The following is a 21,882-nucleotide window of genomic DNA, read 5'->3' as shown; positions in this document are numbered from 1 at the left end:
GGCGGGCTGGCTGCTACGTGCCGGGCCGGTGCCTTCGGCTCCAGGGGCAACTGCCGCACGCGGCGGGCGGGGCGGTCTGGCCTGGACGGGCGGACGCGGGGCGGTGTCTTCGACCGGCGCGGCAACCGGCAGGTTGGGCGACGTGCCCGCACCGACGCGCAGCACCGGCGGCTGGAGCAAGATCGGGTAGTCGCGGCGGACGTCGCCACCGCAATTGACCAGCAGGCCGAGCATCGCGATCGGATGATTCACCGGATCGCGGGTGGTGACGATCAGGCGGTCGCCGGAGAGGCGCACGCGCGCGTCGTAGATCCAGGGGATGTCGTCGTTGCCGGCGTTGTTGCCGACCCGCTTGAAGCAGGTGGCGTCGAATTCCTCACCGGCTGCACGCACCAGGCGCACCTCGGCACGCAGCGGCTCTCCCAGCGCGGACCGGGTGACCAGATCCCCAAGTCCGACAGCTCCTGCTGTTGGAGTACCTAGGGGAATGAGGGTTGCTACGAGCAGGGATAGTGACTTGCGCGCGCTGTTCATCAAAACGTTGGTCGTGGTCCGGCAAGCAGAAGCCTGGTGGGTTGAGCGGTGGTGCGCGCAGAGCAGGCACCTTCGCCAAAGCTACAGTATTCTAAAGAAGTTTGTCGGCCGTAGCGGGCCGTTGTCGGCCTGTCGGGTGGCTCAATTGTGACGTGTGGTACCCCGAACGGCATTTTTTACGAGTTTTTTAGCCTTTTCTGCTTTTTTATTGCCATGCCCCTGCCTGACCCGAAATCGCCGCGTACCCGGGCCCACCATCGACGCATCGATGTCGAGGGATTTGTGCGTGACGATGGCCTGTTCGATCTGGATGCCCGCCTCACCGATCTGAAGGATATTGATTACCCTTTGTCGTCGGGCCTCCGCAAGCGTGGCGACCCCGTCCACGACCTGTTCATCCGCGTGACCATCGACCCCCAGTTCAACATCGTCGATGTGCAAGCGTGCTCCGACTGGGTGCCATACCCCGGCGCCTGCGACACCATCGGCCCCGCCTACCGCCAGCTGATCGGGCTCAATCTGGTGCGGGGTTTCCGGCGCACGGTGGGCGAGATGTTCGCCGACGTCCGCGGCTGCTCCCACCTCACCGAACTGCTCCTGTCGCTGCCCACCGCCGCCATCCAGACCTTCGCCACCTTCCGTCGCGACAACGACGAGGAGGTCGAAAAGCCCTTTCAGCTCGATCGCTGTCACGCCCTCGAAACCACCACCGACACCGTGCTGCGCTACTACCCCCGCTGGTATCGCGGCGGCGATGCTGGCTAGGGGTCGGGAAAACCGCAGTTGCGCTGCAGCGTGAAATCGGTCGCGCCGCTGGTTTCGTATATAATCAATTGATCCGTAATCCGGGGCGCCTGCGGCAAACGTCGTCTGCCCCCGGGGCTGGATCGCCTTTCGAGTGGCCGGGCCAGCTGGCCTGACGCGCGAGAGGGAAAAGCGGTGTCTGCGTTGGACGAGGGAGAACGGCGCAGGTATCGCGGGGTGCGTCAGCACTCCGAAGAGTCCCATCAACCAAGCGTAAGCGGCCTTTTCAGGCCAAGACTTCGATCGAAGGGCAACCATGAAAATTCATGAATATCAGGGCAAGCAAATCCTGAAGAAGTTCGGCGTCACGGTTCCGCGCGGTATCCACTGCACGACCGTCGACGACGCGGTCAAGGCAGCGGAAACCCTGGGTGGCAAGGTTTGGGTCGTGAAGGCCCAGATCCACGCCGGCGGACGCGGCAAGGGCGGTGGCGTGAAAGTCGCCAAGTCTCTTGACGAAGTGCGTCAGTACGCCAGCCAGATCCTCGGCATGCAGCTCATCACCCACCAGACCGGCCCCGAAGGCCAGAAGGTGCGTAACCTGCTGATCGAGGAAGGTGCCGACATCAAGCACGAGTACTACGTCGCCGCGCTGACCGACCGTGCCACCCAGTCCGTTGCCATGATGGCTTCGTACGAAGGCGGCATGGACATCGAGGAAGTTGCTCACAAGACCCCGGAAAAGATCGTCAAGGTCTTCATCAACCCGCTGGTCGGCCTGACCGACGAGCAGGCGCTCACCCTGGCCAAGGGCATGGGCATGAACGAGGCCTCCATCCCGCAGTGTGTCGACACGCTCAAGAAGCTGTACACCTGCTACATGGAAACCGACGCTTCGCTGGCGGAAATCAACCCGCTGATCCACGAAGGCGACGGCACCGTCAAGGCGCTCGACGCCAAGTTCAACTTCGACTCCAACGCCCTCTATCGCCAGCAGGAAATCGTCGCGATGCGCGACCTGGACGAAGAAGACGCGGACGAAATCGAAGCCTCCAAGTTTGATCTGGCCTACATCTCCCTGGACGGCAACATCGGCTGTCTGGTGAACGGTGCCGGTCTGGCGATGGCCACCATGGACACCATCAAGCTGTTCGGTGCCGAGCCGGCCAACTTCCTCGACGTGGGCGGCGGCGCCACCACCGAGAAGGTGACCGAAGCCTTCAAGATCATGCTCAAGAACCCCAAGGTCAAGGGCATTCTCGTCAACATCTTCGGCGGCATCATGCGCTGCGACACCATCGCCACCGGCGTGGTCACCGCTGCCCGTGAAGTGCACCTGTCGGTTCCGCTGGTCGTCCGCATGAAGGGCACCAACGAAGACATCGGCAAGCAGATCCTGCGTGATTCGGGTCTCCCGATCATCGCTGCCGACACCATGGCCGAAGCGGCCCAGAAGATCGTCGACGCGGTCAAGTAAGGAGATTCCGAATGTCCATTCTGATCAACAAAGACACCAAGGTCATCACCCAGGGCATCACCGGCAAGACCGGTCAGTTCCATACCGAGAAGTGCATCGAGTACGCGAACGGCAAGAACTGCTTCGTCGCCGGCGTGAACCCGAAGAAGGCTGGCGAGAAGATCCTCGACGTGCCCATCTACGGTTCCGTCAAGGAAGCTGCCGCTGAAACCGGTGCCACCGTCTCCGTGATCTACGTGCCGCCCGCTGGCGCCGCTGCCGCCATCTGGGAAGCCGTTGAAGCCGACCTCGACCTGGCCATCTGCATCACCGAAGGCATCCCCGTCCGGGACATGCTGGAAGTGCGCAACAAGATGAAGGCCAAGGAAGCCGCCGGCGGCAAGAAGACCCTGCTGCTGGGTCCGAACTGCCCGGGTCTCATCACCCCCGATGAAATCAAGATCGGCATCATGCCGGGTCACATCCACCGCAAGGGTCGCATCGGCGTGGTTTCCCGCTCCGGCACCCTGACCTACGAAGCTGTTGCCCAGCTGACCGAAATCGGTCTGGGCCAGTCTTCCGCCGTCGGTATCGGTGGCGACCCGATCAACGGTCTGAAGCACATCGACGTGATGCGCATGTTCAACGACGATCCCGACACCGACGCCGTCATCATGATCGGCGAAATCGGCGGTCCGGACGAAGCTGAAGCCGCCCTGTGGTGCAAGGCCAACATGAAGAAGCCGATCGTCGGCTTCATCGCCGGTGTGACTGCCCCCGCGGGCAAGCGCATGGGCCATGCTGGCGCACTGATCTCCGGCGGCGCCGACACCGCTGATGCCAAGCTCGCCATCATGGAAGAGTGCGGCTTCAAGGTGACGCGCAACCCGTCCGAGATGGGCAAGCTGCTGAAGGCCATGCTGTAACCCGGCCTGTGCCTCACAAGAACCGCGCCCGAGGCTTCACCGCCCGGGCGCGGTTTTTATTTTGTCCTGCGCTCTCGCGTACCGTGCCGGTGGCGCTAGAATCCGAGCGCCCCTTCATTATCCCGATCACGTAATCGACGCGATGTGCCGGTTTCCTGAACACTTTCTCCTGGCGGGCGTCTTTCCGCCGGCATCGCCGCGATGAGCGATTCGAGTCTTCAATGGCGGATGGCCCTGGAGTCCCATGTCGGGCAGGTCCGCGCACGCAACGAAGACTACGTCTTCTGTGACGAGCATCGGGGCATTGTCGCCCTGGCCGATGGCATGGGCGGCCATGCGGGCGGCGGCGTCGCGGCGCGGCTCGCGGTTGATGCGTGGGTCGAGCGGATCGCTGCGTGTGGTGACGAACCGGTCGTGGAGCGGGATCTGTTGGTGGCCGTGGCCGATGCCAATCGCGCCGTGTTCTCGGCCGCCTCGGGTGATCCGGCCCTCCGCGGAATGGGCACGACCCTCGTTGCCGGGTGCTTCCGTCGCGACGGGATGCTGGTCGCCTGCAATGTGGGCGATTCCCGCCTCTATCGCCTGCGCGGCGATGTGCTGACCTGCCTCACCCGTGACCACAGCGTGTTGCGGGAGCAGTGGGAGGCGGGCATGATTGAATCCGAGTCAAGCGCCCCGATCGGCCTGAAGGGGCTGCTTACCCGGGCGGTGGGCGTCTCGGCGAATGTGGTTCCGGATGTGACAATTTCCACGCTTTTGCCGGGGGACGTCTATCTTCTTTGCTCGGATGGGCTTACAGAGATGCTTCCCGATGCCGATATTGCCCACGTGCTCGGCGCGCTGGGGGGGAACCCCCAGCTGGCCGCAGCGCATCTGGTTGATCTGGCAAACGATCGGGGCGGGATGGATAATATATCGGCTGTCATTGTGTCGTCGTGCGAGTCAGGACGGCTCGGAGCCGAGCTTGATTAAGCTGGATTGAGATAGGAAGAGTGATGCCCAGGTTGATATTGAGCATGGATGGTCTGGTGCTGAAGGAGATGGTGCTCGAGAAGGAGCGCACCACCATTGGTCGCAAGCCGCACAACGATATCCAGATCGACAATCTGGCGATCAGTGGCGACCACGCTGCGATCGTGACCATCCTGAACGATGCCTTCCTCGAGGACATGAACAGCACGAACGGCACCTACGTGAACGGTCAGCCGGTCAAGAAGCATGTTCTGAAGAACAACGATGTGATCGAACTGGGGAAGTATCGCCTCAAGTATCTGTCCGATGGCGGTGGTTCGCCGTCCGAGCAGGACGAAGCCATGTCCTTCGCCCAGGTTGCGGTCGAAACCGACAGCGGCCTGTCGGGCGCGGAAGCCGCGGCGATCGTCACATCGACGGGTGCTTCGGCCCCGCCGCCGGTGGCAGCCCTCGGCATGATCCAGATCCTCAGCGGCGCCCATGCGGGCCGCACGCTCGAGCTTTCCAAGTCGCTCACCACGCTCGGCAAGCCCGGGCTGCAGGTGGCGGTGATCACCCGGCGGCCCCACGGCTACTTCATCACCCACGTCGAAGGCACGGTGTTCCCTGTCGTCAATGGGCGCTCCCTGGATGCCCAGGCCCATCGCCTGAGCGACCACGACATCATCGAAATCGCTGGCGTGAAGATGGAGTTTTTCTCGCAGGCGACATCCCAGTAACCTGCGCGAGGGACGAACGTGATTTTTCTGGCGGCCGATGTCCTGACGGAATCGTATTCTGATGCGCTGGCATCCGATTCGTGTCGGTTGCATTTGGCAGACCAACAACCGCACTTGCGGAGTTCCACGAGAATAAGATGAAGGTGCGGGTTCTGGGGTGCAGTGGCGGTATCGGCGGGCGCGATCAGCGCACGACGGCCCTGCTCGTGGACGACGATGTTCTCATTGATGCGGGAACCGGGGTCGGTGATCTCGAGTTCGACGAGCTGCTGCGCATCGACCACGTCTTCGTCACCCACGCGCACCTGGATCACATCGCGATGATCCCGTTGCTGGTCGATACGGTGGGCGAAGCCCGTTCGATGCCGATCGTCGTGCATGGCTCGCCTGAAACCCTCCGCATCCTCCGTTCGCACATCTTCAATTGGCTGATCTGGCCCGACTTCTCGTCGATTCCCGATCGGGGCAACCCGTTCCTGCGGTTTCAGGAAATGCACATCGGCGAGAGCGCCAACATCGGCGGCGGCCGCAGGATGACAGCCCTGCCGGCGCTGCACACGGTACCGGCGGTGGCCTATCAGGTGTCCTGCGATACCGGCAGTCTGGTGTTCTCGGGCGACACCACGTATTCCGAGCCGCTGATCGCAGCCATCAACGACATTCCCGATCTGCGCTACCTGCTGGTCGAAACCGCCTTCCCCGATGCCCTCCACGATCTGGCCATTGCCTCGCGGCATCTGTGCCCGAGTCTGCTGGCGTTGTTCCTCGACCGGATCAAGGTTTCGCCGGAGGTGTGGATCACGCACCTCAAGCCGAGCCGGGCCCAGATCACCGTCGACGAGATCGGCAACTATCGCGGGCGTTTTCAGCCAAAGGCGCTCTACAACGGACTCGAGTTCATCATCTAGCCATTCATTCGGGCTAAAGTTGACGCGCCTGTGCGCCGTAGTACCGGCATCCACGCATGGGCGGCAACCTCGATCGGTTCGTGTTTCCAGATATGACGAAATCCACTAGCAGCACACCTGCCCCGCGCGGCATTGCGGGCGACGTCGCAAGCCGGCTGGCCTTTTTCAAGGGTCTGCAGGCGGTGACCAACCGCGTGCACGCAACGGAGAACATCGACGAGATCATCTTCGAACTGTCGGCCGACATCTGCGCGTTGTTCGCCGCCGACCGGCTGACGATCTACGTGGTCGACGAAAGCCGGACGACCATCTCATCGCGGGTCAAGACCGGCCTGCACAGCATCCGCACCATCCGCCTGCCCATCGCCGAGAACAGCGTGGCGGGCTACGTGGCCCTCACCGGTCAGATGCTCAACATCCACGACGCCTACGACGAGCGTGAGCTGAAGAAGATCTCCGCGCGGATGGAGTTCCGCCGCGAGGTGGATGAGCGCACCGGCTACCGCTGCCACCAGATGCTCGTGGCGCCCATCGCCAACCCCGACGACGGCGAGGTGCTGGGAGTCATCCAGCTCATCAACAGCCGTAACAGCGAGGTGTTTTCGGCGATCGCCGAGGAGGGCATCCAGGGCCTCGGGCAGACGCTGGCGATCGCCTTTGCCCAGCGCCGCCATTCCCTGATCCAGCCCAAGTCGAAGTACGAGGGGCTGGTGAATGACGCCAAGCTCACCGCCGCCGAGCTTGAGGCCGCCACCAGCGCAGCCCGCGAGCGCGGTGTGCTCCTTGAAGAACTGCTGATTGCCGACTACCACCTCAAGCCGGCGGATATCGGCGGTGCGATCTCGCGCTTCTTCGGTGTGCCCTATGAGCCTTTCCGGCCGGACCGGGTCAAGCCGCTCGATCTGCTGCGCAACCTGAAGCGCGATTACATCCAGCAGGCCCAGTGGGTGCCCCTCGAGGAAAACCCCGAAGGCATGTTGATCCTCGTCACCGACCCCGAGCAGGCCATTGCCTCGCGGATGGTGCAGAACGTCTTCCCCAAGGCCCACCCGGTCTATCTGGTCACCACCCACGTCGAGTTCCTCCAGACCGTCGAGCAGTTCTTCGGCGCCTCCAACGATGACTCGTCGGTCACCGAGCTGCTGTCCGATCTCTACGACGACGACGGTGACGGGATCTCGACGGCTGAGGATGTCTCGGCCGCCGCCGACAACGAGCTCGTCAAGCTGGTCAATCGGATCATCATCGACGCCCACCGGCAAGGCGCCTCCGACATCCACATCGAACCGCGCCCCGGCAAGGAGAAGACCCAGATCCGCTTCCGCAAGGACGGTTCGCTGGTGCCCTACATCGAAGTGCCGTCCAGCTACCGCAGCCCGATCGTCACCCGCATCAAGATCATGTGCGATCTCGACATCTCGGAGCGGCGCAAGCCCCAGGATGGCAAGATCAAGTTCCGTCGCTTCGGCCCGCTGGACATCGAGCTTCGGGTGGCCACGGTGCCCACCACCGGCGGCATGGAAGACGTGGTGATGCGTCTGCTCGCCAACAGCGAGCCGCTGCCCCTCGAGCAGCTCGGGCTGCTCGAAAACAACTTCCAGCGCCTCAAGCAGACCATCGCCAAGCCCTACGGCATCTTCTTCGTGTGCGGCCCGACCGGCTCGGGCAAGACGACCACGCTGCATTCCATCCTGGGCTCGATCAACACCCCGGATACCAAGATCTGGACCGCCGAAGATCCGGTCGAAATCACCCAGAAGGGCCTGCGCCAGGTGCAGGTCAACCGCAAGGCCGGGCTGGATTTCCCCACCGTGATGCGCTCATTCCTGCGGGCCGACCCGGACGTAATCATGGTCGGCGAAATGCGCGACAAGGAAACCGTGTCGATCGGCCTCGAAGCCTCGCTCACCGGCCACCTGGTTTTCAGCACCCTGCACACCAACAGCGCGCCCGAATCCATCGTGCGTCTGCTCGACATGGGCATGGACCCGTTCAACTTTGCCGACGCGCTGCTCGGCGTGCTGGCCCAGCGGCTGGCCAAGCGCCTGTGCAGCAAGTGCAAGAAGGCCTACCACCCGGACGAGAGCGAGATCCGCCATCTCCTCGACGAATACTGCGAGGACCTGCACAACACCCCGATCTTCAAGGAAGACCCGGACAAGGCGCGCGAAGCCGTGCTGAAGGGCTGGCGCGAGCGCTACGGCGACAAGGACGGCCGCTTCACGCTATACGCGCCGGTGGGCTGCGACAGCTGCACCGGCGGCTATCGCGGCCGGCTTGGCCTGCACGAACTGATGATCGGCACCGACCGGGTGAAGGAACTCATCCAGGAGCGGGCACGGGTCGCCAACCTGCTGTCGGTGGCGCTGGAAGAGGGGATGCGTACCCTGCGTCAGGACGGCATCGAGAAGGTGATGGCCGGGCTCACCGACCTCAAGCAGGTCCGCAAGGTCTGCATCCGCTGACCCTGCGGACGGCGCGGTTTCAGTCGAGCCGCGCCAGCTTGGATTTGGCCATCGGCGGATTGCGCGCGAAGTAACGCCGCAGACCGCGGACGATGGCTTCGGCCATGCGCTCCTGGTAGGCCTCGTCGTTCAGGCGGGCTTCCTCTTCAGGGTTCGAGATGAAGGCCGTCTCGACCAGAATGGACGGGATGTCCGGCGCCTTCAGCACCGCAAAGCTGGCCTGTTCAACCTCGCCCTTGTGCAGGCGATTGATGTTGCCGAGTTCGCCCAGCACTGCCTTGCCCACCTTCAGGCTGTCGTTGATCGCCGCGGTCTGCGACAGATCGAGGAGGGTGCGCGCCAGGTGGCTGTCCTTCACCCCGATGTTCACCCCGCCGATCAGGTCGGCCGCGTTTTCCTTCTGGGCCAGCAGGCGCGCGGCGGTGCTCGATGCGCCTTTCTCGGACAGCACGAACACCGAGCTGCCCCGCGCTGTCGGGCTGATGAAGGCGTCGGCGTGGATCGACACGAACAGATCGGCCTGCACCCGGCGGGCCTTGGCCACGCGCTGCTGCAGCGGCACGAAGTAATCGGCGTCGCGGGTGAGCATCGCCCGCATGTTGGGCTGGGCGTCGATGCGTGCCTTGAGGCGGCGGGCAACGGCCAGGGTGACGTGCTTTTCAAAGCTGCCGGCTGCGCCCACGGCGCCCGGGTCTTCGCCGCCGTGGCCGGGGTCGATGGCGACGGTGATCAGGCGGCTGACGGTGTCGTCGTCGTCCGCGCGGCGGGGCTCCTCGGCCGGCGGCGCATCACGGCGCGGCGTGGGCTCGGCGGGCTTGCCACGGGGCGCTTCGGCGGTCCTGCGAGGCTTGTCGTCGTTGCGCTGGGGCGGCGTGGCGCCGCCGGCGGCGGCCTCTTCCGGAGAGATCTTCTCGAGCAGGGCGAGGAGCGGATCGACGGGTTCGGTGGGGTAGAGATCCAGCACCAGCCGGTGGCCGTATTCGCCCACCGGACGCAGGGTGAACACCTGCGGGCTGACCTCGGCCTTGAGCTCGATGACCAGCCGGACGACGCCCGGGCGGTTGCGCCCGGCGCGGATGAGCTGGATGTACGGGTCCTGGCCGGTGATCTTGGTGGGCAGCGACTGGAGCACCTCGTTCAGCTCGACGCCTTCCAGGTCCACCACCAGGCGTTCCGGGTTGCGCACCGACTGGTGGGTGAACACCAGCGGTTCGCGGCTTTCGAGGGTGATCCGGGTGTAATCCTTGGCGGGCCACACGCGCACGGCCAGCACGGAAGTCTGGGCGGCCTGGCCGCTGCGGCTCACCAGCAGCAGGAGCGCCGCACTGGTCGAGCCGATGAAGCGCCGGCGGCTCAGCAGGCCGGCGGGTTCGGCGACGGCTTTGCCGGCAGGGCGGTGAACTTTTCGAGACATCGTTGACCCTCCGTGCTCAGCGCGTGCAGTGCAAGCTGGCGCCCGCCGTCTGCTGCAAGCTGCAGTTCGACTTCGAGATCCGCCGCGCAGAGATAGGGGTGGGCGCGGTCAGGCCACTCGACGAGACGGATGCCGTCGCCCTCGAAATACTCGTCCAGGCCGGCTTCAAGAAACTCATCTGCATGGGTGAAGCGATAAAAATCAAAGTGATATACGGTTATTCTAGAATCTTTATAAGGTTCGACCAAGGTATACGTTGGACTTTTGACTTTCCCGGCAAATCCCAGACCCCGCAGCAGGCCGCGGGTGAGGGTGGTCTTGCCGGCGCCCAGGTCGCCCCGCAGGTAGATGGTCAGCCGTGAGGGCAGGGCGCCGGCAAGGCGCTCGCCGGCTGCAAGCGTCGCGCTTTCGTCCGGCAGGTGCAGGCTGGGCGACGGATCGTTATCATGTTCGTGATGAGCGTGGAGCACGACATTCTTCCTGGTGGGCATGGGGATCTGGCAGGTCTCGCGGCACGCATCAAGGCGTGGGGGCGAGAGCTCGGGTTTGACGCGGTGGGGATTTCCGACACCGGGCTGGCCGAAGCGGAAAGCGGACTTGCGGCCTGGCTGGCCGCCGGCTTTCACGGGCAGATGGATTATATGGAGAAACACGGGACGAAGCGCTCCCGTCCGGCCGAACTGCTGCCGGGCACCAGTCGGGTGATCTCGGCGCGCATGTCCTACCTGCCCGACGCCGCTGCCGCCGAGGCGGTGCTCGACCAGCCGGGCAAGGCCTACATCTCTCGCTACGCCCTTGGGCGCGATTACCACAAGGTGCTGCGCGCCCGCCTGCAGCGGCTCGCCGATCGCATCGCCGCCGAAGCGCCCAACGCCCATCGGGTGTTCGTGGATTCGGCGCCGGTGATGGAGGTGGCGCTGGCCGGCAAGGCCGGGCTGGGCTGGCGGGGCAAGCACAGCCTGTTGCTGTCGCGCGAAGCCGGTTCGTTCTTCTTTCTGGGTGAGATCTACATCGACCTGCCGCTACCGGTGGATGGGCCTGTGGAAGGCCATTGTGGCACCTGCTCGGCGTGCATCTCCGCCTGCCCGACCGGGGCGATCGTCGCGCCCTACCAGGTGGACGCCCGGCGCTGCATTTCGTATCTGACCATCGAGCTGCACGGCAGCATCCCCGAAGCACTCCGCAGCTTGATCGGCAACCGGATCTACGGGTGCGACGACTGCCAGCTGGTGTGCCCGTGGAACCGCTTCGCCCGCCCGACCGCCGAGGCCGACCTTGCACCCCGTCACGGCCTCGATTCGGCGACCTTGGTGGAGCTCTTCGGATGGGACGAAAAACAGTTCGCCGAGCGCATGGCCGGCAGTCCGATATACCGGATCGGCCATGAGCGCTGGTTGCGCAATATTGCAGTCGCGATGGGCAATAGCACCGCCACACCCGGGCTTATCGCTGCCCTGAGGGCGCGACAGGGCGATTCTTCGGCGATCGTCAGGGAGCATGTCACATGGGCGCTACTAAGACACGGTGTTCCCGGTGCTTAAGGCACGGTATAGTACGCGGCGATGTTTCGAAAACCCTCTCCCAAACCCGCTGAAGACGCACGCGCGCCACAGACTCTGGCGGAAGTGACCGCCATGGAGGCGTGGAGGTTCGATCCGCTGTGCATCGCGGAGGATGGACCGACTGTCAATGCCGCCAGCGAGCGGCAGGACAAGTTTCGCATCAAGATGCTGATGCGGGACGGCGAACGGCGCCGGGAGACGGACCTGCTGATCCAGAAGCGCTATGCATGGCGCGGCTATGGTCAGGTGGGCGTGGCGGACGAACCCAACCAGCTCACCATGAACGCCGAGCTCTTCGGCCGCGTTTACGCCACGGTGACGGTGAACGTCGATTCCCCCGCCGGCCTCGCCCTCGATGCCACTTACGGCGCCGAAGCCGCCCGTCTGCGCTCTCAGGGCGCCAAGCTGTGCGAGTTCGGGCGTTTTGCGATCGACCCGTCGGCGCGTTCCAAGCGCCTCATCATCTCGCTGGTGCACCTGCTCTATATCTACGCCCACCGCGTGAAGGGCTGCACCGACATCCTCATCGAGATCAATCCGCGTCACCGGGCCTTCTACGAGCGCCTGCTCGAGTTTGAACAGATTGGTGCCGAACGCACCTGCGAACGCGTCAATGCGCCCGCCATCCTGATGCACATCTCCTGCGCCAAGATCGAGCGGCGCCTGAATGAGATCGGCGGCAAATGGCGTGAACTGCCGGACGAAAAATCCGCCTACAAGTTCGCCCTCAGCGCCGAGGAAGAGGAAGAGCTGGTCGCCCGTCTCGGCTACTAGCCCCGCGCCGCTGCGCCGAGTGGCGTAGAATCCGGCTTCCCCGTTTTTCCTTCCGATCATGTCTGATATTGGCAAGCTGCCGATCGGGGTCTTCGACTCCGGCGTGGGCGGTCTCACCGTCGTGCGCGCGCTGATGGAGCGCCTTCCGCTCGAGAACATCGTCTACTTCGGCGACACCGCCCGGGTGCCCTACGGCGTCAAGTCGGTGGCGACCATCGAGCACTTCACCGGCCAGATCACCGATTACCTCCTCGACCAGGGCGTGAAGATGCTCATCATCGCCTGCAACACCATGGCGGCGGTGGCGGCCCATGTGGTCAAGGAGAAGGCCGGCAGCATCCCGGTGCTGGATGTGATCGAGGCCGGCGCCCGGGCCGCGGTGGCCGAATCCACCTCCCGTGCCATCGGCGTCATCGGCACCCCCACCACCATCAACAGCAACGCCTATGCCCGCCGGATGCACGCCCTTGATCCGAACGTGCGGGTGTATTCCCAGGCCTGTCCGCTGTTCGTGCCGCTGGTCGAGGAAGGCTGGCTGGAGCACGAGGTGACCCGCCTCACCGCCCAGGAATACCTGCGCCCGGTTCTGGTGGAAAACGTCGATACCCTGGTGCTCGGCTGCACCCACTACCCGCTCATCAAGCCGCTGCTGCAGGATGTGGTCGGCCCCAACGTGCGGCTGGTGGATTCGGCGATCACCGTCGCCGAGCAGGCTGCCCAGAAGCTTGCCGAACTGGGCATCGCCAACGACGGCGAATCCCTCTCCACCTACCGCTACACCGTCACCGACATCCCGCTGCGCTTCCAGACCATCGGCGAGCGCTTCCTCGGGCGCTCCCTCGGGCAGGTCGACAAGGTCGACTGGTAAACAAAAAACGGCTGCCCGAATCGGCAGCCGTTTTTGTTTGCAGCGGAGCGCGGATCAGGCGTTCTTGCGCTTCTGCCACAGCACGTCGCCGCGGCCGCCGGCGCGGTTGAGCACGCGGCCAAGCACGAAGAGCAGATCCGACAGGCGGTTGAGATACTGGCGTGGCGCGTCGTTCACCGCTTCTTCCTGGCCCAGCGCAACAATCATCCGCTCGGCGCGCCGGCAGATGGTGCGCGCCTGGTGGGACAGCGCCGCCGCGCGGGTGCCGCCGGGCAGGATGAAATCCTTCAGCGGTTCCAGATCGTCGTTGAAACGGTCGAGTTCGTCTTCCAGGTACTGAACCTGCTTGGCGGTGATCATCTCCATGCCCGGGATGCACACCTCGCCGCCCAGATCGAACAGATCATGCTGCACGTTGGTGAGCAGGGTGCGCACGTCGTCGGGCAGCTCCTCGCACAGCAGGATGCCGATGGCGGCGTTCACTTCATCCACCTCGCCCAGGGTGTGGATGCGCAGGCTGTTCTTGGAAACCCGGTTGCCGTTGCCCAGGCCGGTGGTGCCGGCGTCGCCGGTTCGGGTGTAGATCTTGGAAAGTCGGTGGCCCATTGCTGTCTCCCTCGTTCAAGGTGTTTGTCTGTTATTGAACGGCGGATTATAGCCATCAGGGCGCGGCGGGGTTGGATGCTACAATTTCAGGCTTTGAAACTTGCGTTCCCCCGACCGTCCCCCGCGACGCCACCCGGAGACCCCACGCCGATGAAAAGCGCCGAAATCCGCCAGAAGTTCCTTGAATTCTTTGCCTCCAAGGGCCACCAGATCGTGGCCTCCAGCTCGCTGGTGCCCCACGAGGACCCGACCCTGCTGTTCACCAACGCGGGCATGAACCAGTTCAAGGATGTCTTCCTCGGCTTCGACAAGCGCCCCTACACCCGCGCCACCACGTCCCAGAAGTGCGTCCGCGCCGGCGGCAAGCACAACGACCTCGAAAACGTCGGCTACACCGCGCGTCACCACACCTTCTTCGAGATGCTGGGCAATTTCAGCTTCGGCGATTACTTCAAGCGCGACGCGATCAATTACGCGTGGGAACTCCTCACCGTCGTCTTCAAGCTGCCGAAGGACAAGCTCACCGTCACCGTGTATGCCGAGGACGACGAGGCCTACGACATCTGGACCAAGGAAATCGGTGTGCCTGCCGACAAGGTCATCCGCATCGGTGACAACAAGGGCGCACGCTACGCCTCCGACAACTTCTGGATGATGGGCGATACCGGCCCCTGCGGCCCGTGCACCGAGATCTTCTACGATCACGGCGAGCACATCTGGGGCGGCCCCCCGGGATCGCCCGAAGAAGACGGCGACCGCTTCATCGAGATCTGGAACAACGTGTTCATGCAGTTCAACCGCGACGAGGCCGGCGTGATGCATCCGCTGCCCAAGCCGTCGGTGGATACCGGCATGGGTCTCGAGCGCATCTCCGCGGTGCTCCAGCACGTGCATGCCAACTACGAGATCGACCTGTTCCAGGCACTCATCAAGGCTGCCGCCCGCGAGACCAGCGACGCCGACATGGACAGCCCGTCCCTCAAGGTGCTGGCCGACCACATCCGCGCCTGCTCCTTCCTGATCGCCGACGGCGTGATCCCCGGCAACGAAGGCCGCGGCTACGTGCTGCGCCGGATCATCCGCCGCGCCATCCGCCACGGCTACAAGCTGGGCGCCCGCGCCGCGTTCTTCCACAAGATGGTGCCGGATCTCGTCGCCGAGATGGGCGAAGCCTATCCCGAACTCAAGGCCGGCCAGCAGCGCATCACCGACATCCTCAAGCAGGAAGAAGACCGCTTCTTCGCCACGATTGAAAACGGCATGGCGATCCTCGAAGGCGAGCTCGCCGCGATGGCCGCCGCCGGCAACACCGTGTTCAACGGCGAGACCGCCTTCAAGCTCCACGATACCTTCGGCTTCCCGCTGGATCTGACCGCCGACGTGTGCCGCGAGCGCAACGTGACCGTCGACGGCGCCGCCTTCGATGCCGCGATGGCCCGCCAGAAGGAACAGGCCCGCGCCGCCGGCAAGTTCAAGATGGCCGCCAACCTCGAATACGACGGCCCGGCCACCACCTTCCACGGCTACGACTCCCTGGAGCACAAGGGCAACATCCTGGCGCTCTACAAGGACGGCGTGCCCGTCAATGAACTCGCCGAAGGCGACATGGGCGTGGTGGTGCTGGACGACACCCCGTTCTACGCCGAATCCGGCGGCCAGGTGGGCGACCGGGGCGAGCTGCGCTCGGTGCATGGCATCTTCGCGGTGGAAGACACCCAGAAGATCCAGGCCACCGTGTTCGGCCACCACGGCGTGGTCACCACCGGCAAGCTCACCGTGGGCAACGGCGTGACGGCCAAGGTGGATCTGCAGGCTCGCGCCCGCACCGCCCGCCACCACTCCGCCACCCACCTGATGCACAAGGCCCTGCGCGAAGTGCTGGGCGAGCACGTGCAGCAGAAGGGCTCGCAGGTCGATCCCGACAAGACCCGCTTCGACTTCGCCCACACCCAGCCGGTGACGGCCGAAGAGATCGCCCGCATCGAGCGCATCGTGAACGACGAGATCATCGCCAACGCCGCCACCGACGCCAGCGTGATGGACATCGAATCCGCCCAGAAGACCGGCGCGATGATGCTCTTCGGCGAGAAGTACGGCGACGAGGTGCGCGTGCTCACCATCGGCTCGTCGAAGGAGCTCTGCGGCGGCACCCACGTGGCGCGCACTGGCGACATCGGCCTGTTCAAGATCACCCTCGAAGGCGGCGTGGCTGCCGGCGTGCGGCGGATCGAGGCAGTGTGCGGCGACGTGGCCGTGGCCCTGGTGCAGGATCAGCAGAAGCTGCTGGATGGCGTCACCGGCGCCCTCAAGGCCCAGCCGCAAGAGGTGCTGGCCCGCGTGGCCCAGGTGATGGACAACGTGAAGGCGCTGGAGAAGGAACTCGCCCGCCTGAAGAGCAAGCTCGCCGCCAGCCAGGGCGACGATCTGGTCAATCAGGCCGCCGACGTGGCCGGCGCCAAGGTGCTCGCCGCGACGCTGGAAGGCGCCGACGTGGCGACCCTGCGCGAGACCCTCGACAAGCTGAAGGACAAGCTGAAGAGCGCCGCCGTGGTGCTGGCCAGCGTCAATGATGGCAAGGTGAGCCTGATCGCCGGCGTGACCGCCGATCTCACCGGCAAGGTCAAGGCCGGTGAGCTGGTCAACTTTGTGGCCCAGCAGGTGGGCGGCAAGGGCGGCGGCCGCCCGGACATGGCCCAGGCCGGTGGCACCGATGCGGCGGCGCTGCCCGCGGCGCTGGATTCGGTGGTCGGCTGGGTAGCCGGCAAGCTGTAAGCTGCGCCTCAGCTCAAAAACAAACCCGGCCTTGTGCCGGGTTTGTTTTTTGGAAGCCGGGAAACCCGCGGTGATCGCGGGCGGGGCGGTCAGAACATCAGCCGCGAGGCATTCACGTCGAACGCCGCCGCTGAGGTGACCTCCGGCACGCTCTCGCCCCGCTCGAGGCGCTCGATGCGCTCCTTCTGGGCTGCGCAGGTCTTTTCGAGTTCGGCCACCCGCTTGTCCAGGTGCTTGATGCGCCATTGGCGGCGCAGGGTGCCCGGCGTGGAGACCAGCGCGACGATCAGCCCGCCGATGGCAAGCGCCACCAGGAGCAGCACGCCCAGGGGACCGGTGAAGGATGAGCCCAGCAGCGTGACCGTCACTTCGGTCGTGTTGGCGGTGGCGAAGATGACGCTGGCGATCGTGATCAGCATGCCGACCAGGGTGAGCAGTTGCATGGACTTCTCCTTGTTATTGGCGGACCAGGTCGATTCTAGTGCATTCCGTGCGCAGCCCGCAGCCCAGGATGGGTATCGCTGGCTGTGCCGCCGGTTTCCCATCGAATGGCGCGAGCAGCCCGGCGCGCTACCCGCAGCTTCAATGAAGAACGCCCCGTGGCGGGTGAGGCCACGGGGCGTCTGTCTTGCTGCCGGTCTGGCGCCTGGTGCGCGTCAGGCGGTCAGGCGCACGGCCTGGGCGTTGCGGAAGGCGTCGAGCCGCTCGGCCTGCAGCTTGCGGGCAACGGCCAGGTTCTTCTCCTTCACGTGGCCGAAGCCGCGGATCTCGTCCGGCACGCTGGCGAGGGCGACCGCCGCTGCGTGGTTGCTGGGCGAGAGCTTGGTGACGATCTCGTCGAGGGTCTTGATGTACTCGTCGATCAGGTCACGCTCGGTGCGGCGCTCCTCGGTCTTGCCGAACAGATCCAGCGCACCGCCACGCAGCTTCTTCAGCCCGGCCAGACGCTGGAAGGCCTTGAACATCCACTGGCCGTACTGCTTCTTCTGCAGGTGGCCGGTCTTCGGGTCGCGGTCGGCCAGGAGCGGAGGCGCCAGGTTGTACTTGACCGTGTAGCCGTGCTTGAACTGCGCGTCGAGCTGGGCCAGGAAGGCCGGGTCGGTGTGCAGGCGGGCGACTTCGTACTCGTCCTTGTAGGCCATCAGCTTGTACAGGTAGCGGGCGGCGGCCTCGGAGAGCGCGCTGCCCGGCAGCACGCGCTGCTCGGCGGCGACGACGCGCTTGATCACGTCGGCGTAGCGCTTGGCATAGGCTTCGTCCTGGAAGGCGATCAGCTCGGGCACGCGCACCTCGACCAGGCGCTTCACCTCGCCCTGGGCACCCACGGATTCGACGATCGCCCGGGCGGTGGCCGAGAGCTGCGGCTGCGGGTTGAGGGTGAAGACCCCGGCGCCGGCCTGACGGGCGATCTCGGCTTCGACGAAGGCGCGATCGACCACCACCATGCGGCCCCAGCGGAAGGCGGCGAGGCTCTGCTCGACCCCTACGCCGGAGTTCTTGATGGCCTGCTCGATGGATTCGGCCTTCAGCGGAATGGTGCCCGCCTGGTAGGCCACGCCCACCATGAAGTTGTTGGTCGCCATCGCATCGCCAAACAGCCCCTCGGCCATCGCCTGGCCATCCAGGAAGACATTGTCTTCCTTGCGGGTGACGCGGTCGATGCCGGCGGTGAGTGCCGCCACCGCCGGGAACGGGTTGCGCCGGTTGGTGACCATCTGACCGGTCGGCGTCTGGGTGGTGGAGACGATGGCGATGGTGCGGTTGGGGCTGCACTTGTCCAGGTTCTTCGGATCGGTCGCGTTCAGGATGTCGAAGCCCAGGTAGAGGTCGGCACGCCCGTCGGAGATCTTGTTGGAACCCTGGAACGGCTTGTGGGTGATCTTGATGTCCGAGATCACCGCGCCGCCCTTCTGGGCGAGGCCGGTCTGATCGAGGCCGATCACGTGCTTGCCTTCGAGGCGCGCGGCGTTGGCGAGGGTCGCCACCACGGTGACGGAACCCGTGCCGCCGATGCCCATCACGTGGATGCCCACGCCGATGGTGTCGTCGATCTTGTTCACCGGTGCCGGCAGCTCACGGTCGAGGGCCGGGATGCGGCCTTTCTTCTTCTTGGGCGCGCCCTCCGAGGCCGGGGCCGGGTTGGGGGTGACGGTCAGGAAGGACGGGCAGAAGCCCTTCACGCACGAGAAATCCTTGTTGCACGACGACTGGTGGATGCGCGTCTTGCGGCCGAACTCGGTCTGCACCGGCTCCACGCTCATGCAGTTGGATTTCTCGCCGCAGTCGCCGCAGCCTTCGCAGACGCGCTCGTTGATGACCACCACCTCGGCCGGCTCTTCGGCCTTGCCGCGGCTGCGGGCGCGGCGCAGCTCGGCGGCGCACTCCTGGTCGTGGATCAGCACGGTGGTGCCGGGGGTGGCGGCGAGTTCGCGCTGGGCTTCGTCCAGGCGGTCGCGGTGCCACACTTCGGTGTGGCCAGCCAGCGAGATGCCCGAGTAGTTGCCCGGCTCGTCGGTGGTCACGATGACGCGGCGCACGCCGTTGGCGAGCAGGTCCGCGACCATGTTGGGCACCGGATTGGCGCCCTGGATGGCCTGACCGCCGGTCATCGACGTGTGCGAGTTCACCAGCAGCTTGAAGGTGATGTTGATGTCGGTGGACGCGGCGTAGCGGATCGCCAGGCTGCCCGAGTGGGCGTAGGTGCCATCGCCCATGTTCTGGAAGATGTGGCCGGTCTCGGTGAAGGGCGCCATGCCGATCCACTGGGCGCCTTCAGCCCCCATGTGGGTGCCCATCACCACGTTGCGGTTCATCCACATGGCCATGGTGTGGCAGCCGATGCCGGCCGACACGATGCTGCCTTCCGGCGCCACGGTGGAGCTGTTGTGCGGGCAGCCCGAGCAGTACCACGCGGTGCGCGCGGTGGTCGGCAGCTTGGTGCGCTCGTGGATCTCGTCGAGGCGCTTGAGCCAGGCTTCGGCCGACTCGATGCGCGTCTTGCGCGACAGGCGCTTGAGCAGCGCGCGCACGATCACGTCGGATTCGAACTCGCCGTAGTGGGGCAGCAGCTCCTTTTCCTCCTCGTCGAACTTGCCGACGATGCGCGGCGCGTTGGCGCGGCCGTACATCACTTGCTTGGCGAACATCTCGAGGAAGGGGCGCTTCTCTTCGATCACGAAGATCTCTTCGAGGCCTTCGGCAAACTCGCGGACGATGGTCGGTTCCATCGGGAACAGCATGCCCATCTTGAGCACGCGGATGCCGTAGCGGCGCAGCGCGGCGTCGTCCAGGCCCATCTCGAGGAAGGCCTGCATCAGGTCGTTGTAGGTCTTGCCGGCGGTGATGATGCCCAGCCACGCGTCCGGGTTGGGGATCACGATGTTGTTGAGCTTGTTCTCGCGGGCGTAGCGCTTCACCACCTCGAGGCGGCGGGTGTAGAGCGACTGCTCCATCTCCAGCGCCTCGACGCGCACGTTCATGCCCAGGTTCATGTTGGGCGTGAAGGGCTTGCCGTCGAAGGTCAGATCCGGGGTGAGGAAGTTCAGGCGCGCCGGATCGACGTTGGCGGTGCCGGTGCCGTCGGCCACGTTGGTGACGATCTTCATGCCCATCCACACGCCGGCCATGCGCGACATCTGGTAGCCGTGCAGGCCCAGGTCGAGGATCTCCTGCACGTTGGCCGGGTAGAGGGATGGGATGCCCACGTGAAAGAGCATCGGCTCGGATTGCGAGCACAGGGACGAACTCTTGCAGCTGGGGTCGTCGCCGGCGATGGCGAGCACGCCGCCGTTCTTGCCGATGCCGGTGTAGTTGGCGTGCTTGAGGGCGTCGCCCGAGCGATCCACGCCCGGGGCCTTGCCGTACCACATGCCGGTCACGCCGTCGAACTTCTGCTTGCCGACGGTGTGCATCATCTGGGTGCCCCAGACGGCGGTGGCGGCCAGATCTTCGTTCAGGCCATCGACGAACTTGATGTTGTTCTCGACGAGCAGCTTCTGCTGCTTGATGAGGGCGGCGTCGAGCATCCCCACCGGGGAGCCGCGATAGCCGGAGATGAACATGCCGGTCTTGAGCCCGCGCCGGGCGTCGGTGCGCACCTGGTCGAGGGTCAGCCGGACGATGGCGTCGATCCCGCCCAGGTGGATCTCGCCTGTCTCGCGGGTGAAGGTGTTGCTGATGCCTTGCTTGGATGACATTTTTGTTGTCCTCTTGTGTGTCCCCTCCCGGTCGGCGCCCTGCCTGCTGCTCTCGTGCGAAGGCCGGCGACGGCCGTGGCGGCGGTCGCCGGATCGATGCTGACCGGTTGTTGAATCGGGTGATGGCGCGGCTGGCCGGCTGGCCCGCCGCGCCATGGGCGCTTACACGAAGCGCATAGAGACGGAGCCCAGATCCTGGAAGCGCACGTTCACGTTGTCGCCCGGATTGACGGCGATGGCCTCGGTGACGCCGCCGGTCATGATGAAGGTGCCGGCCGGGATTTCCTGGCCGCGGGCGCCCAGGTGGTTGGCCAGCATGGCGACGGCGGCCAGCGGGTGGCCCAGCACGGCGGCGCCGGCGGCCATGGCCTTGATCTCGCCGTTGATCTCGAGCACCACGCCCAGGGTGCGCAGGTCGAGTTCGTCGAGGTTGCGCATGTTGCCGCCGATCACGAAGCGCGACGACGAGGTGTTGTCGGCGATCACGCTCTTCAGGTCAAACTTGAAGTCACGGTAGCGGCTGTCGATGATCTCGACGGCCGGCAGCACGAAATCCACGGCGGCCATCACGGTGCCCACGTGGCAGCCGGGGCCCTTCAGCGGGGCCTTGGTGACGATGCAGATCTCGGCCTCGACCTTCGGGTGGATCAGCTCGGCGTGCTTGATCTCGCCGCCGTCCGGGCGGGACATGTAGTCGGCGACGAAGCCGAACACCGGGGTCTCGACGCCCATCTGCTTCATCTTGGCGAAGGAGGTGAGGCCGCACTTGAGGCCGGCGACCTTGTTGCCACGGGCTTCCTTGCGGCGGCGGATTTCGTCCTGGATGGCGTAGGCGTCATCCCAGTCCATGTCCGGGTAGTCGTCGGTGATCTTGGTGACGTCCTTGGCCTGCAGTTCGGCGTTTTCGAGGTGCTCGGCGAGCTTCAGGATGGTTGCGTTATCGAGTTTCATTGCTGTGTCTCTCTA

Annotated in this window: 18 protein-coding genes; 11 read left to right on the top strand and 7 right to left on the bottom strand. The window is 65.0% G+C overall.

All coding sequences use genetic code 11. The annotated features are described in order from the left end of the window. Positions 1 to 534 (bottom strand): type IV pilus assembly protein FimV (locus QQK25_RS15720; protein WP_498027234.1); only part of this gene is annotated, 534 nt, incomplete at its 3' end. Between the two features lie 213 nt (positions 535 to 747). On the opposite strand from QQK25_RS15720, the gene QQK25_RS15715 reads away from it, so the two are divergent. The 7 genes from QQK25_RS15715 (at position 748) to QQK25_RS15685 (ending at position 8,724) form a co-directional block, all read left to right on the top strand. Continuing rightward, on the top strand, positions 748 to 1,299 hold the full coding sequence (locus tag QQK25_RS15715; RefSeq protein ID WP_284188781.1) for a DUF2889 domain-containing protein: 552 nt from the start codon (positions 748 to 750) through the stop codon (positions 1,297 to 1,299). 295 nt (positions 1,300 to 1,594) lie between these two features. After that, positions 1,595 to 2,755 carry an ADP-forming succinate--CoA ligase subunit beta gene (gene sucC, locus QQK25_RS15710; protein WP_153162752.1) on the top strand — a complete coding sequence of 387 codons (1,161 nt, stop codon included), beginning with the start codon at positions 1,595 to 1,597 and terminating at the stop codon, positions 2,753 to 2,755. Between the two features lie 11 nt (positions 2,756 to 2,766). Beyond that, positions 2,767 to 3,660, top strand: coding sequence for a succinate--CoA ligase subunit alpha (gene sucD, locus QQK25_RS15705; protein ID WP_284188780.1), 894 nt, complete (start codon positions 2,767 to 2,769; stop codon positions 3,658 to 3,660). Positions 3,661 to 3,861: 201 nt separating this feature from the next. Next, entirely contained in the window at positions 3,862 to 4,632 is a 771-nt protein-coding gene (locus QQK25_RS15700; protein WP_284188779.1) for a protein phosphatase 2C domain-containing protein, read from the top strand. 23 nt (positions 4,633 to 4,655) lie between these two features. Continuing rightward, positions 4,656 to 5,351: an FHA domain-containing protein gene (locus tag QQK25_RS15695; RefSeq protein ID WP_153162755.1), complete on the top strand. Its 696-nt coding sequence runs from the start codon at positions 4,656 to 4,658 to the stop codon at positions 5,349 to 5,351. 137 nt (positions 5,352 to 5,488) lie between these two features. After that, positions 5,489 to 6,259 carry a 3',5'-cyclic-nucleotide phosphodiesterase gene (locus QQK25_RS15690; RefSeq protein ID WP_153162756.1) on the top strand — a complete coding sequence of 257 codons (771 nt, stop codon included), beginning with the start codon at positions 5,489 to 5,491 and terminating at the stop codon, positions 6,257 to 6,259. Positions 6,260 to 6,351: 92 nt separating this feature from the next. Continuing rightward, complete coding sequence (locus tag QQK25_RS15685) at positions 6,352 to 8,724, top strand: GspE/PulE family protein (protein ID WP_284188778.1); 2,373 nt, start codon at positions 6,352 to 6,354, stop codon at positions 8,722 to 8,724. Positions 8,725 to 8,743: 19 nt separating this feature from the next. Here the strand turns inward: QQK25_RS15685 and QQK25_RS15680 are convergent, their stop codons facing one another. Beyond that, on the bottom strand, positions 8,744 to 10,138 hold the full coding sequence (locus tag QQK25_RS15680; protein WP_284188777.1) for an N-acetylmuramoyl-L-alanine amidase: 1,395 nt from the start codon (positions 10,136 to 10,138) through the stop codon (positions 8,744 to 8,746). Next, on the bottom strand, positions 10,078 to 10,608 hold the full coding sequence (gene tsaE / locus QQK25_RS15675) for a tRNA (adenosine(37)-N6)-threonylcarbamoyltransferase complex ATPase subunit type 1 TsaE (RefSeq protein WP_284188776.1): 531 nt from the start codon (positions 10,606 to 10,608) through the stop codon (positions 10,078 to 10,080). Before tsaE ends, QQK25_RS15680 begins: the two co-directional genes overlap by 61 nt. Between tsaE and queG the strand changes: the two genes are divergently transcribed. The 3 genes from queG (at position 10,594) to murI (ending at position 13,342) form a co-directional block, all read left to right on the top strand. Next, a complete protein-coding gene (queG, locus tag QQK25_RS15670; protein WP_284188783.1) occupies positions 10,594 to 11,679 on the top strand; it encodes a tRNA epoxyqueuosine(34) reductase QueG in 1,086 nt (361 codons plus the stop codon). The two genes, tsaE and queG, sit on opposite strands and share 15 nt — an antisense overlap. Before the next feature lie 93 nt (positions 11,680 to 11,772). Continuing rightward, on the top strand, positions 11,773 to 12,474 hold the full coding sequence (locus QQK25_RS15665; RefSeq protein ID WP_284188775.1) for an N-acyl amino acid synthase FeeM domain-containing protein: 702 nt from the start codon (positions 11,773 to 11,775) through the stop codon (positions 12,472 to 12,474). Positions 12,475 to 12,532: 58 nt separating this feature from the next. Then, positions 12,533 to 13,342 carry a glutamate racemase gene (gene murI, locus QQK25_RS15660; RefSeq protein ID WP_284188774.1) on the top strand — a complete coding sequence of 270 codons (810 nt, stop codon included), beginning with the start codon at positions 12,533 to 12,535 and terminating at the stop codon, positions 13,340 to 13,342. A gap of 54 nt (positions 13,343 to 13,396) precedes the next feature. On the opposite strand, the gene QQK25_RS15655 is transcribed toward murI, so the two are convergent. Then, positions 13,397 to 13,948, bottom strand: coding sequence for a cob(I)yrinic acid a,c-diamide adenosyltransferase (locus QQK25_RS15655; protein ID WP_284188773.1), 552 nt, complete (start codon positions 13,946 to 13,948; stop codon positions 13,397 to 13,399). Positions 13,949 to 14,098: 150 nt separating this feature from the next. Between QQK25_RS15655 and alaS the strand changes: the two genes are divergently transcribed. Beyond that, entirely contained in the window at positions 14,099 to 16,720 is a 2,622-nt protein-coding gene (gene alaS / locus QQK25_RS15650) for an alanine--tRNA ligase (RefSeq protein ID WP_284188772.1), read from the top strand. 89 nt (positions 16,721 to 16,809) lie between these two features. Here the strand turns inward: alaS and QQK25_RS15645 are convergent, their stop codons facing one another. The 3 genes from QQK25_RS15645 to dmpH all read right to left on the bottom strand — a co-directional run bounded on the left by QQK25_RS15645 (position 16,810) and on the right by dmpH (position 21,867). Then, positions 16,810 to 17,163, bottom strand: coding sequence for a LapA family protein (locus tag QQK25_RS15645; protein ID WP_284188771.1), 354 nt, complete (start codon positions 17,161 to 17,163; stop codon positions 16,810 to 16,812). 213 nt (positions 17,164 to 17,376) lie between these two features. Further along, complete coding sequence (locus QQK25_RS15640; RefSeq protein WP_284188770.1) at positions 17,377 to 20,916, bottom strand: indolepyruvate ferredoxin oxidoreductase family protein; 3,540 nt, start codon at positions 20,914 to 20,916, stop codon at positions 17,377 to 17,379. A 162-nt stretch (positions 20,917 to 21,078) separates the two neighbouring features. Beyond that, the gene (dmpH, locus tag QQK25_RS15635) at positions 21,079 to 21,867 is read right to left on the bottom strand and encodes a 2-oxo-3-hexenedioate decarboxylase (RefSeq protein ID WP_284188769.1); all 789 of its coding nucleotides are present in this window, start codon (positions 21,865 to 21,867) and stop codon (positions 21,079 to 21,081) included. Positions 21,868 to 21,882 lie beyond the last annotated feature (15 nt).

The sequence above is a fragment of the Zoogloea oryzae genome (assembly GCF_030161255.1).
Classification (GTDB): domain Bacteria; phylum Pseudomonadota; class Gammaproteobacteria; order Burkholderiales; family Rhodocyclaceae; genus Zoogloea; species Zoogloea oryzae.
Note: the sequence above shows the minus strand (reverse complement) of the source record. Positions and strands in the feature narration are given on the sequence as shown.

Bases quoted from the DNA above. Each gene is read 5' to 3' on its own strand.
- QQK25_RS15655 (WP_284188773.1), bottom strand. From the start codon at position 13,948: ATGGGCCACCGACTTTCCAAGATCTACACCCGAACCGGCGACGCCGGC.
- murI (WP_284188774.1), top strand. From the start codon at position 12,533: ATGTCTGATATTGGCAAGCTGCCGATCGGGGTCTTCGACTCCGGCGTG.
- QQK25_RS15665 (WP_284188775.1), top strand. From the start codon at position 11,773: ATGGAGGCGTGGAGGTTCGATCCGCTGTGCATCGCGGAGGATGGACCG.
- QQK25_RS15715 (WP_284188781.1), top strand. From the start codon at position 748: ATGCCCCTGCCTGACCCGAAATCGCCGCGTACCCGGGCCCACCATCGA.
- QQK25_RS15640 (WP_284188770.1), bottom strand. From the start codon at position 20,916: ATGTCATCCAAGCAAGGCATCAGCAACACCTTCACCCGCGAGACAGGC.
- sucC (WP_153162752.1), top strand. From the start codon at position 1,595: ATGAAAATTCATGAATATCAGGGCAAGCAAATCCTGAAGAAGTTCGGC.
- QQK25_RS15685 (WP_284188778.1), top strand. From the start codon at position 6,352: ATGACGAAATCCACTAGCAGCACACCTGCCCCGCGCGGCATTGCGGGC.
- alaS (WP_284188772.1), top strand. From the start codon at position 14,099: ATGAAAAGCGCCGAAATCCGCCAGAAGTTCCTTGAATTCTTTGCCTCC.
- QQK25_RS15700 (WP_284188779.1), top strand. From the start codon at position 3,862: ATGAGCGATTCGAGTCTTCAATGGCGGATGGCCCTGGAGTCCCATGTC.
- QQK25_RS15695 (WP_153162755.1), top strand. From the start codon at position 4,656: ATGCCCAGGTTGATATTGAGCATGGATGGTCTGGTGCTGAAGGAGATG.
- QQK25_RS15645 (WP_284188771.1), bottom strand. From the start codon at position 17,163: ATGCAACTGCTCACCCTGGTCGGCATGCTGATCACGATCGCCAGCGTC.
- QQK25_RS15690 (WP_153162756.1), top strand. From the start codon at position 5,489: ATGAAGGTGCGGGTTCTGGGGTGCAGTGGCGGTATCGGCGGGCGCGAT.
- dmpH (WP_284188769.1), bottom strand. From the start codon at position 21,867: ATGAAACTCGATAACGCAACCATCCTGAAGCTCGCCGAGCACCTCGAA.
- QQK25_RS15680 (WP_284188777.1), bottom strand. From the start codon at position 10,138: ATGTCTCGAAAAGTTCACCGCCCTGCCGGCAAAGCCGTCGCCGAACCC.
- sucD (WP_284188780.1), top strand. From the start codon at position 2,767: ATGTCCATTCTGATCAACAAAGACACCAAGGTCATCACCCAGGGCATC.
- queG (WP_284188783.1), top strand. From the start codon at position 10,594: ATGAGCGTGGAGCACGACATTCTTCCTGGTGGGCATGGGGATCTGGCA.